Here is a 17,463-nt window from a genome sequence, read left to right on the forward strand (position 1 = left end):
GTCTCAGACGTGTGGGGCGGGGGGCGGCGAGGCCGGCGGTGCCGCGGCGGTGCCGCCGGGCATGCCCGTCAGCGTGCGGATCAGCCGAGCGAGGCCGTGCACCGGCAGGTCGATCCAGGTCACCCGGTTGTCGGCCTCGTACTTGACCTCGTAGGCGGCGCGCTCGAGCAGGAACAGGTCGAGCAGCGGCTGCAGCTGTGCCGCGCTTGCCCACGGGTGCAGCGCGGTGTCGGCCACCTCGCGGTAGCCGCCGAGGAAGGCGTCGGTCGCGGTCTGGCGGAAGCGCTCCAGCAGGCCTTCGCGCCGCTCGGCCTGCGCCGGTGGCAGCGCCGAATGGGTGCGCTCGCTGCGATCGGTGCCGACCGTGGCCGCGGCATAGTCGAACGAGCGCAGGATGCCCGCGACATCGCGCAGCGGCGAGGTCTTGCGGCGCCGGTAGGCCAGCGGCAGGCCGGGTTCGCCCTCGAAGTCGATGATGTAGGTGTCGTTCTGCGCGATCAGCACCTGGCCCAGATGCAGGTCGCCGTGAATGCGCGTCTGCAGGCTGCCCGGCGCCGCCGCGGCGAGCGAGGCGACCAGCTCGGGCAGCCGCTCGCGGCTGTCGAGCACCGCCTGCACGTCCGCGCGGTAGCGCTCGCCGATCGCGCCCTGCGGCGGCTGGCCGGCGCCGGCGCTCATCAGCTGCAGCGCGGTGTCCAGCGCGGCCATCGCGTCATCGGTCCACTCGCGCACCTGCGCGTGGCCGGCCGGCACGGGCGTGAAGGCCTCGTCCTCGCTCGGCCGCGCCAGCACCGCGTGCAGCTCGGCCAGGCGCCGGCCCAGCGTCGCCGCCATGGCGGCAAAGCCGTGCATCGCCTCGGTGAACTCGTCGTCGCCGTTCTCGTTCTCCATCGGCAGCGCGTCGTCGATGGCGCGGCCGATGTAGTCGAGCGTCCAGTTCCAGCCGTCGCCCTGGTTCAGGATGTAGCCCTGCAGCAGCATCAGCGTGTGCGGCGTGCCGTCCGCGCCGGTGCGCACCACTTCGCCGAGCAGTGCGGCCGCATTGGCGTAGCCCTGCTCGGTCAGGTAGCGCGTCATCTCGCCTTCCGGATGGATGCCGCCGGAGACGCGCCGCACCAGCTTGAGCACCGCCGAGTTGTTGAACGACAGCGAGCTGTTCGATTGCTCGGCGGACATCCACTGGATCGGATCGTCCTCCAGCGCCAGCGCGGCCAGGCCCGGTCCGCCGCGGAAGTGGATCTGGCCGCGCGGCGTGGCGATCTCGGTGCCGGCGCGCAGGGCCTTGACGACCTCCCGCGCGAAGCGCTCGACCACGAAACCGTCGGTGGCCAGCCCGACGCGGCTGCCGCGGCGCACGCGCGCCATCGCCAGTCCGTGCGCCAGTTGGGGGACGCTGGCGCCGGGCGCGTCGTGGTCCCACAGCACGCTGACGGGCAGTTGATAGCACTCGCTTCGTCCCTGCAGTGCGACCTCGACCTCGGACAGATACATCGCCTCGCCGGGCGCGGCGGCGCCGAACGGTACCGCGTAGGCGATCGTGACGCCCTGGATCTTCTCGCTCTTGGCGCCGAACCAGCGGCGCCGCGCGATGTAGTCCGGCAGCACCTCGTTGGACAGGATGCGACGCGACGCTTCGGTCAGGTCGGCTTGCGCGGTGTTTTGCATGATCAGCGTGATCAGCTCGGGCATCTGCTGCGGAGCGTCGACGTGCCAGGACGGCGGCTGCGCCTCGGTGGATAGCACGAACCAGTAGAAGCCATAGGGCGGCAGCGTCAGCAGATAGGTCAACTGGCCGATTGCCGGGAACGGGGTCGCGCCGAGCATCTCGACCGGCACCCGGCCCTCGAACTCGGACAGGTCCAGTTCGACCGCCTGCGGCGCGCGCGACAGATTGGCCACGCAAAGAATGTGCTCACCCTCGTATTCGCGCAGATAGGCGAGGATTTTCCGGTTGCCGGGGAACAGGAAGCGGAAGCTGCCGCGGCCGAAGGCGCGGTGCTGGCGCCGCAACGCCAGCATGCGGCGCATCCAGTTCAGCAGCGAATGGGTATCGCGCGACTGCGCCTCGACGTTGACGGCCTCGTAGCCGTACAGCGGGCCCTGCAGCGGCGGCAGCACCAGCCTTTCCGGATCGGCATGCGAAAAGCCGCCGTTGCGGTCGGGCGACCACTGCATCGGCGTGCGCACGCCGTCGCGGTCGCCCAGATGGATGTTGTCGCCCATGCCGATCTCGTCGCCGTAGTAGATCACCGGCGTGCCGGGCATCGAGAACAGCAGGCTGTTCATCAGCTCGATGCGGCGGCGGTCGCGTTCCATCAGCGGCGCCAGCCGGCGGCGGATGCCCAGGTTGATGCGGGCGCGGCGGTCCGAGGCATAGACCTCCCACAGATAGTCGCGCTCGCTGCTGGTCACCATCTCCAGCGTCAGCTCGTCATGGTTGCGCAGGAAGATCGCCCACTGGCAGTTCGGCGGAATCTCCGGCGTCTGGCGGATGATGTCGGTGATCGGGAAGCGGTCTTCCCGTGCGATCGCCATGTACATGCGCGGCATCAGCGGGAAGTGGAACGCCATGTGGCATTCGTCGCCGTGCGCGGGCCGCTCGCCTGTGGCGGGCGTGCCGCCGAAGTACTGCTGCGCGTCCTCGGGCCACATATTGGCCTCGGCCAGCAGCAGCCTGCCCTGGTAGTGGTCGTCCAGATGCTTGCGGATCTGGCGGATCACCGCATGGGTCTCGGGCAGGTTCTCGTTGCTGGTGCCCTCGCGCTCGACCAGATACGGCACGGCGTCGAGCCGCAGCCCGTCGATGCCCATGTCGAGCCAGAACCGCATCACCGACAGCACGTCGCGCAGCACCAGCGGATTGTCGAAGTTCAGGTCCGGCTGGTGCGAATAGAAGCGGTGCCAGAAGTACGCCCCGGCCACCGGGTCCCAGCTCCAGTTCGACTTCTCGGTATCGCAGAAGATGATGCGCGTGCCGCTGTAGGCCTGGTCGGTGTCGGACCAGACGTAGTAGTTGCGCGCGGCCGAGCCCGGCTTGGCGTGGCGTGCGCGCTGGAACCACGGGTGCTGGTCGGAGGTGTGGTTGATCACCAGCTCGGTGATCACGCGCAGCCCCCGCGCATGCGCGGCGGCGATGAAACGGCGCACTTCGGCCAGCGTGCCGTATTCCGGATGGACGTTGCGGTAGTCCGCGATGTCGTAGCCGTCGTCGCGGCGCGGCGAGGGATAGAAGGGCAGCAGCCAGATCGTGTCGACGCCGAGGCTGACCAGATAGTCCAGCTTGGCCAGCAGCCCGGCGAAGTCGCCGACGCCGTCGCCATTGGCGTCGTAGAACGATTTGAGGTGCAGCTGGTAGATGACCGCGTCCTTGTACCAGAGCGGATCGGCGTTGAGCAGCGCGGTGCTGCCGCGCTCGGAGAGGCGCTTCATGCAGACTCCTCGCGTCGTGGCTTGACGTGCCACAGGGCGAACGGCAGCGCGTGCGGATCGAGCCGGATGCGCTGATGCTTGCCCTGCCACTGGAAGCGGTGGCCGTGCATCAGATCCTCGGCGGCCAGCGCGCCGTGATCGGGCAGGCCCCATTCCCACAGCGGCAGTTCGATATCGGCCTCGCGCACCGTGCGCGGGTCCAGGTTGATCGCCACCAGCAGCACGTCGTCGCCGAAGGCCGCGTCCGCATCGTGCGAAGTGGGGACGTAACGCGCGAAGTACAGCACCGCATCGTCGCTCGCATGCAGGAAGCGCAGGCCCAGGTGGTTCTGCAGCGCCGGATGGCTGGCGCGGATCTGGTTCAGCCGCGTGATCTCGGCAACGATATTGCCGGGCCGGTTCCAGTCCCAGGCGCGCAGCTGGTACTTCTCCGAATCGAGATACTCCTCCTTGGTCACGCCGTTGACCACCAGCGGCGTGCCCTCGCACAGCTCGAAGCCGTTGTACATGCCCCAGAGCCCGGACAGCAGCGTTGCCAGCGCGGCGCGGATCAGGAAGCCCGGCCGTCCCGAGTCGTGCAGGAAGTAGGGATTGATGTCCGGCGTGTTGACGAAGAAGTGGGGGCGGAAGTATTCGCGCAGCGGCGTGCGCGTCAGCTCCGTCATGTACTCGATCAGCTCGCGCTTGTGGTTGCGCCAGGTGAAGTAGGTGTACGACTGGCTGAAGCCCAGCTTGGCCAGCCGCGCCATCATCTTGGGCCGCGTGAAGGCCTCGGCCAGGAAGATGGTGTCGGGATGGCGCTCGCGCACGTTGGCGATCATCCATTCCCAGAACGGCAGCGGCTTGGTGTGCGGGTTGTCGACGCGGAAGATGCGCACGCCCTCGTTGACCCAGAACATCACGACGTCGCGCAGCGCGATCCACAGCGCGGGCGCGGCGCCGCCCTTGGCGTAGAAGTCGACGTTGACGATGTCCTCGTACTTCTTCGGCGGATTTTCCGCATAGCGCAGCGAGCCGTCGGGCCGGTGCGCGAACCATTCGGGATGCTCGCGCAGCCAGGGATGGTCGGGCGAACACTGGATCGCGAAATCGAGCGCCAGCTCCAGCCCCGCCGCGGCGCTGGCCGCGCGCAGCCGGCGGAAATCCTCGATGGTGCCCAGCTGCGGGTGGATCGCGTCGTGGCCGCCCTCGGCCGAGCCGATCGCATACGGGCTGCCCGGATCGTCGGGCGCGGCGCGCAGGCTGTTGTTGCGGCCCTTGCGGTTGGCACGGCCGATCGGATGGATCGGCGGGAAATACAGCACGTCGAAGCCCATCGCGCGGATCGCCGGCAGCCGTTCGATCACGTCGTCGAAGGTGCCGTGGCGCTCGGCGTCGCCGCTCTGCGAGCGCGGAAACAGTTCGTACCAGCTGGCAAAGCGCGCCGCCAGCCGGTCGGCCTCGACCGGCATCGCGACGGGGTGGCGCGTGGAGAAGTGGCGCGGATCGGCCGCCTGCATCAGCGTGCGGGTGTGCGGCGACAGCAGGATCTCGAGCCGGCGCAGGTCGTCCTTCGCCGCGGCCTCGAGCTCGGCTACCACCTCTCGCAGCGCGCGCGATGCCTCGCGCTCGCCGGTCCGCCCGTGCCGCAGCGTATTGGCGACCAGGCGCGCGCCTTCCTCGATTTCCAGCGTCACGTCGACGCCGGCCTGCTTCTTCTTGGTGACCTCGTCGCACCAGGTGGCGAAGGCATCGTGCCACGCCTCCACGGTGAATTCGTGCCGGCCCAGCGCGGTCAGCGCGAAGCTGCCGACCCAGCGGTCGTTGACGGTCGGCACCATCGGCGCCTCGTGCCAGCTTTCCTCGCCGGGACCGCGCCACAGCACCACGGCGGCGAGCTTGTCGTGGCCGTCCATCCAGATATCGGCGCTGACTTCCACCCGCTCGCCGGTTACGCGGCGCACCGCGAAGCGGCCGTTGTCGCAGGCCGGCGCGACGTTCTCGATGGCGATGCGCGGCGCCTGCACGGCCGCGGCGACGCTGCGTTCGAGCGCGGCGCGCACCGAGGCGCCGAAGCGCTTGCCCTCGCGCCGGGCCGGCTCGGCCAGCGCCGCCGACGGGGCGGCATGGAACAACTGCACGCCTGCCGGGGCCAGCGTGATGTTGTCCAGCGCATCGAGCAGCGTGCCGGGCTCGACGCCACCGCCAGGTCCGCCATCGGCCGCCAGCAGGGTGCCCGCACCATGCGGCAGCGCGCTGAGGATGCGGTCGGCGCCGAGGCTGGCCGGCTGCTGCAAATCGGGATTGATGACGATGGCCAGTGGCAGCGGCGCGCCGGCGGCGGGCATCGGCAGCCGCGCCAGCGCGACCAGCGCGCCATCGGCGCCGCTCAGCTGGCGCACCGCCAGCGCCGGGGCCGGACCGCGCGCGGCGATCCAGGCGTTGGCATGGATCAGCTCGTGCGACAGGTCGTAGCTGAGTTCAGGATCCGCGTCGCCATCGCGGCCGCCGTGCCGGTCGCGGGATTGGTCGGCGGCTTGGCCGCGGCCTTGATCGCGGGCCTGATCGCGAGGCGGGTCGTCGTCGCAGTCGCCGCCGCCGCATTCGAAGCCGGCGGGCACCAGGATGCCGTCGCCAAGCGCTGCCGCGGTCCACAGCGCGCGCCGCGCCGCCAGCGCGTCGAGGCCGCGGGCCTGCATCGCGGGCGCGGCCAGCACCGCGCCGAAGGGACGCAGCCGGGCGATTTCCTCGGCCAGCCAGGGGCTGCGGTAGTCCCACCACGGCAGCGAGCAGAAGGCGCCGTCAAAGCCTGCACCGGAGCCGCCGCCGGCCAGATCGGCCAGTTGCGCCGGGCTGGTACCGGGCGTCCAGGCCAGCATCAGCGGCGGACGGCGCGCCTCGCCGTGCTTGCCGCATGCGCCCGCACCCTTCAAAGCCGCGATCAGCCTGCCCCAGTGCCGCCCCGCCACGCGGGCCGGTGCGCGGCACACATAACCGGCGATATCGAGCTCGGCCAGCCCCTGCAGCCGTTCGGTCCACCAGGACACCAGCGCCGCGGCAACGCCTTCGTCGTGCCAGCGCAGGCGGGCCCCGGGCAGATGGTTGTCGGTGTCGCGGGGATCGGGCATCGCGCCGTCGTGCCGCCAGCCCGGATCGATCGGCGCCGCGCCGTCGGGATAGCGGTCCAGCGCCAGCTCCAGCAGGCAGCCCAGCCCTTGGGCCCGGCAGTGGGCGGCCATCGCGGCCAGCGTCTCGGGCGGGGTATGCAGCGGAGAGGCGCCTGCCAGCAGCACATGATCGAAGCCGAGCGCCTTGGCCCGGGCCAGGGCCCCGAGGGTGCCGTCATTGGCCTGGTGGACAAAGTTCGGATCGATCTGGCAGATGCGCACGGATGGGCTCGTCGAAAGAGGACAGTCCGGGCACTGATGCGAAGCGCGTGCCAATATACCGCCGCGTCGGACAAGCACCGACGCGCCCGCGGAGCCTGCCTTGCCCCGCAAGGCACGGCGCGCGATTGCGGCAGGAACGCCGCTTGCCGAAATGACAAGCACCGAAATGTGGCCTGTAAAAACTACAGTGCCGCGCTGGCAGAAAGTATCCGAAGCGGTGCCGCGCGATCCGGCTCAGGCGGCCGGCCGTCCCGCGCCGGGATTGCGAGCACTGCGCCGCCGGCGGGTAGTACCGGCCGGGCGCCGTGCGGCCGCAACGGGGCGGCTGCCGTCTCCATCCGCGGCGGGCCGGCTTTCGTCTTGTTCTCCGTCTCGATCGGCGGCGGCCAAGGCCGGCGCGGCGCGCGTGGCGGCGGCGGCCGGCAGCGCGGTGCGGGAAGGCGCGGGCGTGGCGCATTCCGCGCTGCGGCGGCACACCAGCACGCAGCCATGGCCGGGCTGACGGCAGTAATCGCGATGCAGCACGGCGGCCACGATGGCCGGATGGCAGTCCAGCAGGCCCGGATAGGTCTCCAGCGCCCACGGCCACGACAGGCCGTCGTCATGCAGCACCAGCAGCGCATGCGGCGGCCAGCCGGCCTGGGCCTGCGCCAGCGGTCCGCGCACCATCGCGCCGCCGTCGACGAGGGCCCCCCTGTGGCGCAGCAACGGCTGTACCGAGACCGTGGTGGCGCCATCGGCCGCATCGGCTCCAGGGGTGCCGGGTTCCACCACGCAGGCGCAGAAGCGGCCTGCGCCCGCTACGCGCACGTGGCCCGCATGCGCTTCGATCTGGGCGGCCGCCAGCGCCATGTCGCCGCCCCCGGGCAGCGTGGCGCGGACGCGGTCGATCTGCTGCATCTGCGCGCCGAAGCCCTGCAGCGCGGCGACCCGGCGCGCCGCTTCGGCGCCGCGTCCCAGGCCCAGCACCACGGTCGACAGCCCTCGTGCCGAATGGATGTTGAGTCCGCCCGGCGCGGCATCGCCGTCGGCCGGCGCCCACACCACGCCCACCGCCACGGCCGGCAGAGACACCGGGCCGGGGCGATCGGCCGGGGACAGCGTCATGCGAATCACCGAGCCGGCGGGGCTGTCGTAGCGGTCCAGCGCGGTCACCAGTTCATACAGCTCGGCCAGCCTGCCGGCCACGCGGGTGCGTCCGTGACTGCCATCCCCGCCGCGCAGGGCATCGGGCCGATCGGACCCATCGGGCGTATCGGACGCATCGGACGCATCGGAGGTATCGGACACATCGGACGCTCTGGCGGAACGAGGCAGGTCGACGGCCAGGATCTCGACCTGCGGCGCGGCGGCCCCCGTTACCTCCTCCTGCAGCGGCCGCAGATGCAGCACGCCGCCGCCGGCGTGATCCAGCATGCCGGTGGCCGCCGCGACCGCCGCGCGGCCGAGCCGCTCGGTGGCGATTTCGCCGAAGCCGCAGCGCACCGCCAGTTCGGTGGCCGCGTCATGCGCGTTCGCGAGATCGCCGGTCGCGTTGATGGCGATACGAGTCTGCATGGCCGTGTGCCGGGGCGATCAGGCCTGGCCGGCGCGGGCTTCGCTGCCCTGCGCGGTGCGTTTGCCCAGCTCGGCGAACAGCGCGACGATCTCCTGGTTGAACGCGGGGATATCGTCCGGCTTGCGGCTGCTGACCCAGTTGCCGTCGCGCACGACCTCGCGGTCCACCCATTCGCCGCCCGCGTTGCGGATATCGTCGGCCAGCGAGGGCCAGCTGGTCAGCGTGCGGCCCTTGACCAGCCCCGCGGATACCAGCAGCCACGGGCCATGGCAGATCACCGCGATCGGCTTGCCGTCGTCCTGCATCTTCTTGACGAAGCGCTGCGCGGCGGGGTCCATGCGCAGCGCATCGGCGTTCATGGTGCCGCCGGGCAGCACCACGCCGTCGAAGTCGTCGGGATGGGCGTCGGCCAGCGTCGCCTGCACGCCGAAACGGTCGGCCTTCTTGTCGTGCTGGGCGCCCTGCACCTCGCCATCGTGCGGGGCAACGATCACGGTTTCGGCGCCGGCCTGCTGCAAGGCCTGGCGCGGGCCGGTCAGTTCGACCTGCTCGAACAGGTCGGTGACGAGGAAGGCGATGCGCTTGCCCGTCAGGGGATGATTGGCGTCGGGGGACGTATTGCGGTTCATCTTGCGGTCCTCGTTGCACAGGGAAGTTGCTACGTCGATGCGTCGATGCGAACGCGTCGATACGGAAGCGGACCGGCACGACCTTGTAGCTTTTGCGGCAGGCGGTAAAAAAAGCGCTCGCCGCCACGCCGCGGGTCTTGCGGGAAGGCGGCGTCCGTGTCCACTTCGGTCCATAGCGGCAAGAAGCGTGCCCCCGCAATTTGGCGCCGCGCCGCGTCGGCCTAAGCCCGATGGGCCGGCGGCGGCCGCTGGCATACCATCGTTGTATCGATGTGCCTGCCGATGGACCCATCGGCCACGCCATCGCAGCCGGAGTCCGCCTTCCATGGACCTTGTCGTAGCGCGGCCCGAGGGCCTGTACTGCCCGCCGGGCGACTTCCATATCGACCCGTGGCGCCCCGTCGCGCGGGCCGTCATCACGCACGCCCATTCCGACCATGCGCGCGCCGGCAGCGGCCGCTATCTGTGCGCGGCGCCGGGGCGCGGCGTGCTGCTGTCGCGCCTGCCCGATATCCATCTGGACAGCCTCGACTATGGCGAGGCCGTGGTGCACAACGGCGTTCGCATCAGCCTGCATCCGGCCGGACACGTGCTGGGCTCGGCCCAGGTCCGGCTCGAATACGGCGGCCAGGTGTGGGTCGCATCGGGCGACTACAAGCTCGCGCACGACGGCACCTGCGCACCGTTCGAGCCGGTTCGCTGCGATACCTTCATCACCGAGAGCACGTTCGGCCTGCCGATCTATCGCTGGCAGTCGCAGGCCGAGCTGATGACGCAGATCCTGTCGTGGTGGCGCGCCAATGCCGAACAGGGGCGGGCCAGCGTGCTGTACTGCTACGCCTTCGGCAAGGCGCAGCGCATCCTGCATGGGCTGATGACGCAGGCCGGCGAAGCGGGGCTGCCGGGGCCGATCGTCGAGCATGGCGCGATGACGGCGCTGAACCGGGCCTATGCGGCGGCCGGCGTGGCGTTGCCGGCGACGGTGCATGCCTCCGAGTTGCCGCCGCGCAGTCCGTTGCTGCGCCAGGCGCTGGTGATCGCGCCGCCGTCGGCGCAGCGCTCGCCGTGGCTGCGCCGCTTCGGCGATGCCTCGCAGGCCTTCGCCAGCGGATGGATGCGCATTCGCGGCACGCGCCGGCGGCGCGGCGTCGATCGCGGTTTCGTGATCTCCGATCATGCCGACTGGCCCGGCCTGCATGCGGCGATCGAGGCGACCGGGGCCGAGCGCGTGTTCGTCACCCATGGCTATGTGCACGCGATGGTGCGCTATCTGTGCGAGCGCGGGCTGCAGGCGCAGGGCTTCGAGACGCAGTACGGCGACGAGGAAGACCACGACCGCGACGAGCCGGACAGCGAGGCCTTGGCAGAGGCGGATGCGCAGGCCGACGCCAAGACCGACGCCGCTGCCTCGGCCCCCGCCGCGGCCGCGGCTGGGCCGACCGATGACAAGGCCGGCCCGGCCATCCCCTCCGCCATCGACCCGCGGGACGCATCATGAAGGCCTTCGCCGAGCTGTACGCCGCGCTCGACGCCACCACCTCGAACAACGCGAAGCTAGCGGCGCTGCGCGCCTACCTGCAGGCCGCGCCGCCGGCCGATGCCGCCTGGGCGGTCTATTTCCTCGCTGGCGGCAAGCCGCGCCAGATGGTGCCGGTGGCGATGCTGCGCACGCTGGCCGAGCAGGCGGCGCGGCTGCCGACCTGGCTGTTCGAGGAGAGCTACCAGGCCGTCGGCGACCTGGCCGAGACCATCGCCTTGCTGCTGCCCGAGTCCGAGCATGCCGACGACGCGGGCCTGGCGGAGTGGGTCGAACAGCGGCTGCTGCCATTGCGTGGCCTGCCGCCCGACGTCCTGCTGCCCAGGCTCGATGCACTATGGCGGCCGCTCGACGCGCAGGCGCGGCTGGTGCTGTTCAAGCTGATCACCGGCGCCTTCCGCGTCGGCGTTTCGCGGCTGCTGGTCACCCGCGCGCTCGGCGAGGTGGCCGGCATCGATCCGAAGCGCGTGGCCGAACGGATGGTCGGCTATACCGATATCTCGGCGCGGCCCGATGCCGAGCACTATCTGGCGCTGATCGCCCCCGACGGTGGCGGCGAGCACGGCGAGCACGGCGAGGGCGCCGGCGATGGGACCAACGTCCCGCGCAGCCGAGGCGGGCAGCCGTATCCGTTCTTTCTGGCCCATCCGCTGCAGGCGCCGCTGGAACAGTTCGACGCGGTGCTGGGTCCGGTCTCGCAATGGCAGGTCGAATGGAAGTGGGACGGCATCCGCGCACAGATCGTGCGGCGCGATGGCCAGACCTGGATCTGGTCGCGCGGCGAGGACCTGATCACCGAGCGCTTCCCCGAACTGGCCGAGGCCGCCGCGCCGTTGCCGGACGGCACCGTGATCGACGGCGAGATCGTGGTCTGGCGCGACGAGCGGGTGCAGCCGTTCGCCTTGCTGCAGCAGCGCATCGGCCGCAAGAACCTGGGCGCGAAGCTGCTGCGCGACGCACCGGCGGTGCTGCTCGCCTACGACCTGCTCGAATGGCAGGGCGAGGACTGGCGCCGGCGGGCGCAGGGCGAGCGCCGTATCGCGCTCGAGAGCGTGCTCGCCGTGCATCGGCATCCGGCGCTGCGGGCGAGTCCCCTGGTGCAGGCGGACGACTGGCCAGGGTACGCGGTGCTGCGCGAATCGTCGCGCGAGCTCGGCGTCGAGGGCTTCATGCTGAAGGCGCTCGATGCCGCCTACGGCGCGGGCCGGACCAAGGATGTCGGCGTCTGGTGGAAATGGAAGATCGATCCGTACGCGGTCGATGCGGTGCTGATCTACGCGCAGCGCGGCCACGGCCGTCGCGCCAGCCTGTACACCGACTTCACCTTCGCGGTATGGAGCGCGCCCCCGGGCACCGAGGGCCGGGTGCTGGTGCCGTTCGCCAAGGCCTACTCGGGCCTGACCGACCAGGAGATGCGGCAGGTCGATGCGATCGTGCGGCGGACCACCATCGAGACCTTCGGGCCGGTGCGCAGCGTCGAGCCGACCCAGGTGTTCGAGCTCGGCTTCGAGGGCATCGCCCGCAGCAGCCGCCACAAGAGCGGCATCGCGGTGCGCTTTCCGCGCATGCTGCGCTGGCGTACCGACAAGACGATCGAGGAGGCCGACACGCTGCAGACGCTGCAGGGCATGCTGCCCTCCGCAGAGCGCGGCGAACGCGCCGAACGCGCCGAACGTGCCGAGCGTGATGAACGCGATCAGCGAGATCAGCGCAATCAGCGCGACGACCGCGGCAAACGCGGCAAGCGCGGGGAGGCCGCATGAGCGCGCGCGCCGCGGATGCGCTGGCCTCTACCCCGGCGCCGCTGGCGCAGGTGCTGCCGCAATGGTTCGCGCAACGCGGCTGGCAGCCGTTTCCGTTCCAGCGCCAGGTGTGGCAGGCGATCGCCGCCGGCCGCAGCGGCCTCGTGCATGCGACCACCGGCACCGGCAAGACCTACGCGGCCTGGCTCGGCGCGCTGCTGCGCCATGGCGAGCCGGCGGCGCAGTCTTCCATTGCACCGCCGTTGACCGTTCTGTGGCTGACGCCGATGCGCGCGCTCGCCGCCGATACCGCGCGTGCCCTGCAGGCGCCGCTGGCCGATCTCGGACTGAACTGGACCGTCGGCCTGCGCACCGGCGACACCGGCAGCAGCGAGCGCGCCGCGCAAGCACGACGGCTGCCGACCGCGCTGGTGACCACGCCGGAGAGCCTGTCGCTGCTGCTGACACGCGCCGATGCCAAGGAAGCGCTGGGCCGCGTGCGCATGGTGGTGGTCGACGAATGGCACGAGCTGATCGGCAACAAGCGCGGCGTGCAGGTGCAGCTGGCGCTGGCACGGCTGCGCCGCTGGTGTCCCGATCTGGTGGTCTGGGGTTTGTCGGCCACGCTCGGCAATCTCGAACATGCCAGCGAGGTGCTGCTGTCGGGCACGCCGGCCGAGCGGCGCGAGCTGGTGCGAGGCAAGATCCCCAAGCAGCTGATTGTCGATACGCTGCTGCCCGATGCGGCCGGGCGCTTTCCGTGGGCCGGGCATCTGGGCCTGTCGATGCTGCCGCATGTGGTGCGCGAGATCGATGGCAGCAGCACCACGCTGGTCTTCCTCAACACCCGCTCGCAGGCCGAGCGCTGGTATCTGGCGCTGCTCGAGGCGCGGCCGGACTGGGCGGGACAGCTGGCGCTGCATCACGGCTCGCTCGACCGCGACGTGCGCGATTGGGTCGAGGCGGGACTGAAGACCGGCACGCTGAAGGCGGTGGTCTGCACCTCCAGCCTCGATCTGGGCGTCGATTTCCTGCCGGTCGAGCGCGTGCTGCAGGTCGGCTCGCCGAAGGGCGTGGCGCGGCTGCTGCAGCGTGCGGGTCGCTCGGGCCATGCGCCGGGCCGGCCGTCGCGGGTGACCATCGTGCCGACCCACAGCCTCGAACTGGTCGAAGCGGTGGCGGCGCGCCATGCGGTCATGGCCGGACGCATCGAAGCGCGCGAGTCGCCGGACAAGCCGCTCGACGTGCTGGTCCAGCATCTGGTCACGGTCGCGCTGGGCGGGGGCTTCGTTCCCGACGCGCTGCTCGACGAAGTGCGCGGCGCCTATGCCTATCGCACGCTGACCGACGCCGAGTGGCAGTGGTGCCTGGACTTCGTGCGGCAGGGCGGCAGCAGCCTGTCGGCCTATCCGGACTACCGGCGCGTGCAGCCCGACGAGCACGGGGTCTGGCGCGTGCCGGACGTTCGCCTCGCGCGGCGTCATCGGATGAGCGTCGGCACCATCGTCAGCGATGCGACCATGCAGGTGCGCTACTGGAGCCGCGCGGGGCGTGGCGGCGCGTCGCTCGGCACGGTCGAGGAGGGCTTTATCGCGCGGCTGTCGCCGGGCGACTGCTTCCTGTTCGGCGGCCGGCTGCTGGAGCTGGTGCGCGTGCAGGAGATGACCGCCTACGTCCGCCGCGCCGACAAGGGGCGCCCCGTGGTACCCCGCTGGAATGGCGGGCGCATGCCGCTGTCGACGGAACTGGCCGACGCGGTGGTCGCCACGCTCGAGGACGCCGCCGCCGGCAAGCTCGATCCCGCGCAGACGCCGGAGCTGCCGCTGATCCAGCCGCTGGTCGATCTGCAGCAGCGCTGGTCGGCGCTGCCGACGCGCACCACGCTGCTGGCCGAGACGCTGCGCTCGCGCGAGGGCTCGCATCTGTTCCTGTATCCGTTTGCCGGCCGCTCGGTGCATCTGGGCCTGGGCAGCCTGCTGGCATGGCGGCTCGGCTCGCAATTGCCGACCACGATCTCGGTCGCGGTCAACGACTACGGGCTGGAGCTGCTGTCGGCCGCGCCGCTCGATTGGGCGCACTGGCTGCCGCTGGTGCTGGCGCAGGAGCGGCAGCGCGATCTGGTCGCCGACGTGCTGGCCAGCCTCAACGCCGGCGAGCTGTCGCTGCGGCGCTTTCGCGAGATCGCACGGGTGTCGGGGCTGGTGTTCCAGGGCTATCCCGGCGCGCACAAGAGCGCGCGCCAGTTGCAGGCCTCGTCGAGCCTGTTCTACGAGGTCTTCCGCAAGCACGACCCCGGGAACCTGCTGCTGGGCCAGGCCGAGCGCGAGGTCCTGAACCAGGAACTGGATGCCGCGCGGCTGTCGCGCACGCTGGATCGGCTGGCGGGGCTGCGGCTGGATCTGCGCGTGCTGAAGCGGCCGACGCCGCTGTCGTTTCCGCTGATCGTCGAATTCCTGCGCGAGAAGTTGAGCACCGAGAAGCTCGCCGACCGCATCGCGCGGATGCTGGCCGAGCTCGAACGGGCCGCGGGGCCGGAGGGCGAGGGCGCCAGCGAGGGCGTTGGCATGTCGGTGCCGGTGGAAGAGCCGCCGGCCGATCGCGTCGCGGAGATCGCGCGCTTCGGCATGGCCGATCATGCCGGGTCGTCGTCGCGGTCGTCCTCGTCCTCGTCTTCGTCTTCGTCTTCTTCGTCGTCTTCGCGCCGTCGGCGCCCGCGCAAGATCTCGAAGCCGCTGCCGCCGCTGTGAGTCCCCCGATGTCGCTTGCTTCTTCGTCGTCTTCGTCGTCTTCGTCCGCTCGCTCGTCGTCCCCCTCGTCCGCGCCGTCGTCCGCATCTTCCTCCGCGCGCCGGGTGGAAGTCGCGGGCGAGACGCTGTGGCTGCTGCCCGAGCGCGCGGTCTGGTGGCCGGCCGCGTCGATGCTGCTGGTCGCCGACGTGCATTTCGGCAAGGCCGCGGCCTATCGCGCGCTTGGCCAGCCGGTGCCGGCCGGCACCACGCGCGACAACCTCGCGCGGCTGTCGGACCTTGCGGCTCGTTATCCGGCGCGTGAGCTGGTCTTTCTCGGCGACTTCCTGCATGCCCGCGCGAGCCGAACGCCGGCGTTGCTGGCCGCGCTGGCCGACTGGCGCGCCGGCCTGCAATCCGCGGTGCAACCGGGGCTGCGATGCACGCTGGTACGCGGCAATCACGATGCGCGCGCCGGCGATCCGCCGCCCTCGCTCGACATCGCGGTGGTCTCGGAACCGTGGCGGCGGGGGCCGTTCGCGCTGTGCCATCTGCCGGGCGCGGCCAACGGGGGCTACGAACTGGCCGGGCATCTGCATCCGGCCTATACGCTGCGGGCCGGTTCGGATTCGGTCCGCCTGCCGTGCTTCGTCTTCGATGCGCATGCCGGCATCCTGCCGGCGTTCGGCGCCTTTACCGGTCACGCTCCGGTCAGGCGCGCGCCGCAGCGGCGCGTCTATGTGATCGGCGACGGCCGCGTGTGGGCGGTGCCGGCGCGGTAGTGTCGCGTGACGCGGAGTCGCGCAGAGGCGTTTTACCGCTCGCTGCGTACCGCTCACCGCGTACCGCTCACAGCTCACAGCTCACAGCTCAGAGCTCAGAGCTCAGAGCTTACGGCTCATCGCTTACCGCTTCCACTAACCGCTTACTGCTCACCGCTTACCGTGGCCAAGTCCAGCCGCCCCCCATCGCCTGGTACAGGGCCACGCTGGCATTGAGCCAATCCGCATGCGCCTGGATGAGGTTCAGCTCCGCGCTCAGCAGTCCGCGCTGCGCATCGAGCTGCTCCAGGTACGGCGAATAGCCGGCGCGATAGCGATTGGTTGCGTGACGCAGCGCGGCCGCGAGCGCGTCGCGCTGTTGGCCCAGATGCAGGACCTGCGCCTCGAGCTGGCGCAGCGCCGCGAGATTGTCGTTGACCTCGCGGAAGGCGGTCAGCGCGGTGCGGCGGTAGGCGAAGGCGGCCTGATCGCGCTGTGCCGTCGCAACCTGTGCGCCGGCCTCGATGCGGCCGCCCTCGAACAGCGGTGCCAGGATGCTGCCGCCGAGCGACCAGATACGGACCGGGTTGGCCACGCCGCTGGCATACAGCAGACCCGCGGAACCGGACAGGTGCAGCTGCGGCAGGAACGCCTTGCGCGCGGCGCTCAGATTGGCATCGGTCGCGGCCAGCTGGAACTCGGCCTGCGCGATATCCGGGCGACGCCGCAGCAGGTCGGCGGGCAGGCCATCGGGCACGGGCGGCGGCCGCAGTGCGGACAGCGCGGCGCCGCGCGCGATCCCGCCCGACGGCGATTCGCCGATCAGCAGCAGCAAGGCGTTCTCCTGTCGTGCGACCGCCAGCTCGGCCTGCGGCACCGCCTGCGCGGTGGACTCGTATTCGGCGCGCGCCTGCGCGAACTCCAGTTGCGAGGTGTAGCCCGCATCGGCACGGCGCCGCGCCAGCCGCAAGGCGTCCTCGCGCGCCGCCAGCGTCTGCCGTACCACGGCGAGCTGGGCATCGAGGGCGCGCAGCGTCAGGTAGGCCCGCGCCGTGGTCGCGGCGACCGACAGCACCGCCGCGTCGTGGGCCGCTTCGCTGGCCCGCGTGCCGGCGCGCGCGGCAGCCGACAGGTCGGCCAGGCGCCCGAACAGATCGATCTCGTAAGCGGCCTGGAACTGCGGCTCGAACGAATTCGAGATCGATTCCCGTCCCAGCGCATTCAGGCTGCGGGAGCGTCCGCCGGTCGCGGTGGCGTCGAGCGTCGGCAGCAGCTGGGCCTGCGCGAGCCGCTGCTGCGCCCGCGCTTCGGCGACACGCGCCGCGGCGACGCCGAGATCGGCGTTGTTGGCCAGTGCGCGTTCGACCAGCTGCGCCAGCACCGGGTCGCCATAGCGGCGCCACCAGTCGCGCTCAAGCGGCGCGCTCGGGCCGGGTTCGACGCGCCATGCGGGGGGCGGCGTCAGCGCGGCTGCGGCCGGCGGCTCCGGCCGCGGGCCCATGCAGCCGAACAGCAGCGGCAGCGCCACCGCGCACAGCGCCATGCGCAACACGGCGCCAATGCGGGCGTGGATACGCGGGGCAATACGCGGGGCAATACGCGGGCCAATGCGCGGGGCAATGCGCGGGCCGATACGCGGGGCAATGCGCGGGCCGATACGTGGACCGATAAGCGGACCGACAAGCGGACCGCTACGCGAGCCGAAGCGCCGAA

General features: G+C 71.2%; 8 protein-coding genes and 1 pseudogene. 4 read left to right on the top strand and 5 right to left on the bottom strand.

Annotated features, from left to right (window positions below; genetic code table 11):
* Positions 1–3: 3 nt before the first annotated feature.
* The 4 genes from treS to F1599_RS05600 form a co-directional block, all read right to left on the bottom strand.
* Positions 4–3,429, bottom strand: a complete 3,426-nt coding sequence (treS, locus tag F1599_RS05585) for a maltose alpha-D-glucosyltransferase (protein WP_150082465.1) — start codon at positions 3,427–3,429, stop codon at positions 4–6.
* Positions 3,426–6,797 carry an alpha-1,4-glucan--maltose-1-phosphate maltosyltransferase gene (locus F1599_RS05590; protein WP_150082466.1) on the bottom strand — a complete coding sequence of 1,124 codons (3,372 nt, stop codon included), beginning with the start codon at positions 6,795–6,797 and terminating at the stop codon, positions 3,426–3,428. Before F1599_RS05590 ends, treS begins: the two co-directional genes overlap by 4 nt.
* A 234-nt stretch (positions 6,798–7,031) precedes the next feature.
* Positions 7,032–8,354, bottom strand: a complete 1,323-nt coding sequence (locus F1599_RS05595; RefSeq protein WP_150082467.1) for an ATP-binding protein — start codon at positions 8,352–8,354, stop codon at positions 7,032–7,034.
* Positions 8,355–8,372: 18 nt separating this feature from the next.
* Entirely contained in the window at positions 8,373–8,984 is a 612-nt protein-coding gene (locus F1599_RS05600) for a type 1 glutamine amidotransferase domain-containing protein (RefSeq protein ID WP_149316293.1), read from the bottom strand.
* Positions 8,985–9,309: 325 nt separating this feature from the next.
* Here F1599_RS05600 and F1599_RS05605 point away from each other — a divergent pair, with 325 nt between their 5' ends.
* From F1599_RS05605 to pdeM, 4 genes and pseudogenes are all read left to right on the top strand, one after another.
* Positions 9,310–10,482 carry a ligase-associated DNA damage response exonuclease gene (locus F1599_RS05605; RefSeq protein WP_150082468.1) on the top strand — a complete coding sequence of 391 codons (1,173 nt, stop codon included), beginning with the start codon at positions 9,310–9,312 and terminating at the stop codon, positions 10,480–10,482.
* A pseudogene (locus tag F1599_RS05610) lies at positions 10,479–12,161 on the top strand (ATP-dependent DNA ligase); the annotation flags it as partial. The gene F1599_RS05605 and the pseudogene F1599_RS05610, both read left to right, overlap by 4 nt.
* A gap of 119 nt (positions 12,162–12,280) precedes the next feature.
* Positions 12,281–15,010, top strand: a complete 2,730-nt coding sequence (locus tag F1599_RS05615; RefSeq protein WP_150082469.1) for a ligase-associated DNA damage response DEXH box helicase — start codon at positions 12,281–12,283, stop codon at positions 15,008–15,010.
* A gap of 8 nt (positions 15,011–15,018) precedes the next feature.
* Positions 15,019–15,771 (top strand): ligase-associated DNA damage response endonuclease PdeM, encoded by a 753-nt coding sequence (gene pdeM / locus F1599_RS05620; RefSeq protein WP_223819495.1) that lies wholly within the window; start codon positions 15,019–15,021, stop codon positions 15,769–15,771.
* A gap of 157 nt (positions 15,772–15,928) precedes the next feature.
* On the opposite strand, the gene F1599_RS05625 is transcribed toward pdeM, so the two are convergent.
* On the bottom strand, positions 15,929–17,293 hold the full coding sequence (locus F1599_RS05625; RefSeq protein ID WP_190286316.1) for an efflux transporter outer membrane subunit: 1,365 nt from the start codon (positions 17,291–17,293) through the stop codon (positions 15,929–15,931).
* Positions 17,294–17,463 lie beyond the last annotated feature (170 nt).

Source organism: Cupriavidus cauae (assembly GCF_008632125.1).
In the GTDB taxonomy this organism is placed as follows: domain Bacteria; phylum Pseudomonadota; class Gammaproteobacteria; order Burkholderiales; family Burkholderiaceae; genus Cupriavidus; species Cupriavidus cauae.

What these genes read in the sequence shown, in the direction of transcription:
- pdeM (WP_223819495.1), top strand. Translation starts at nt 15,019, where the DNA reads ATGTCGCTTGCTTCTTCGTCGTCTTCGTCGTCTTCGTCCGCTCGCTCG.
- F1599_RS05595 (WP_150082467.1), bottom strand. Translation starts at nt 8,354, where the DNA reads ATGCAGACTCGTATCGCCATCAACGCGACCGGCGATCTCGCGAACGCG.
- F1599_RS05615 (WP_150082469.1), top strand. Translation starts at nt 12,281, where the DNA reads ATGAGCGCGCGCGCCGCGGATGCGCTGGCCTCTACCCCGGCGCCGCTG.
- F1599_RS05625 (WP_190286316.1), bottom strand. Translation starts at nt 17,293, where the DNA reads ATGGCGCTGTGCGCGGTGGCGCTGCCGCTGCTGTTCGGCTGCATGGGC.
- treS (WP_150082465.1), bottom strand. Translation starts at nt 3,429, where the DNA reads ATGAAGCGCCTCTCCGAGCGCGGCAGCACCGCGCTGCTCAACGCCGAT.
- F1599_RS05605 (WP_150082468.1), top strand. Translation starts at nt 9,310, where the DNA reads ATGGACCTTGTCGTAGCGCGGCCCGAGGGCCTGTACTGCCCGCCGGGC.
- F1599_RS05600 (WP_149316293.1), bottom strand. Translation starts at nt 8,984, where the DNA reads ATGAACCGCAATACGTCCCCCGACGCCAATCATCCCCTGACGGGCAAG.